Here is a 707-nt window from a genome sequence, read left to right on the forward strand (position 1 = left end):
GCTTCCATCACCATAAACGGGGGCGCCTTGCAACTTGCCGGCAACCTGAGCAACAGCGGCACTTTCAGTAATGCGGCAGGCACCCTGGAACTTACCGGCACGGGCGTTCAGCTGGTGAATGGCATCAGCACCCTGGCAAACCTCACCGTGAACGGCAGCGGCACCAAAGGCATCAACCGAAACCTTACCATAACCGGTGCCCTCACCATGACTGCCGGCCTGCTCAACACCGAAGGCAGCAAGATCACCTTAGCCGGCACGGCCACTATCACCGAATCCAACACCAGCTACGTACTCGGACAGGTGGAAACTACCCGCGACCTGAGCACGGCTGCCCTGGCTGACTTCGGCGGATTGGGCCTTCAGCTCACCCCGGCCGCCGGTTCTCTCATGCCGGGCTTAACCACCGCCCGCCGCGTGACCGGCACCCCGATGAATGCCGGGGGACCGGGCTACAGCATCCCGCGTTACTTCGATATTCAGAGCGCGGTGAATGCCGGCCTGAACGTGACCATGGTCTTTCATTACTTAGACCACGAAGTAGCCGCTTATAACGAAGCCGACCTGGTGCTTTACCGTTCCGGAAACCAGGGCGGAAGCTGGGCCGCTGATTCAAATACGGTGGCCGATCCGGCCAACAACCTGGTAACGCTGACTGGTGTTTCCCAATTCTCTTACTGGACCGCCGGCGACATCAACTCCCCGCT

1 protein-coding gene is annotated in these 707 nt (G+C 60.3%); it reads left to right on the top strand.

Translation table 11 applies throughout. The features are described 5' to 3' along the window. Nucleotides 1–707 (top strand): hypothetical protein (locus I5M27_RS18470; RefSeq protein ID WP_200507871.1); only part of this gene is annotated, 707 nt, incomplete at both ends.

Source organism: Adhaeribacter terrigena (genome assembly GCF_016623615.1).
In the GTDB taxonomy this organism is placed as follows: Bacteria; Bacteroidota; Bacteroidia; order Cytophagales; family Hymenobacteraceae; genus Adhaeribacter_A; species Adhaeribacter_A terrigena.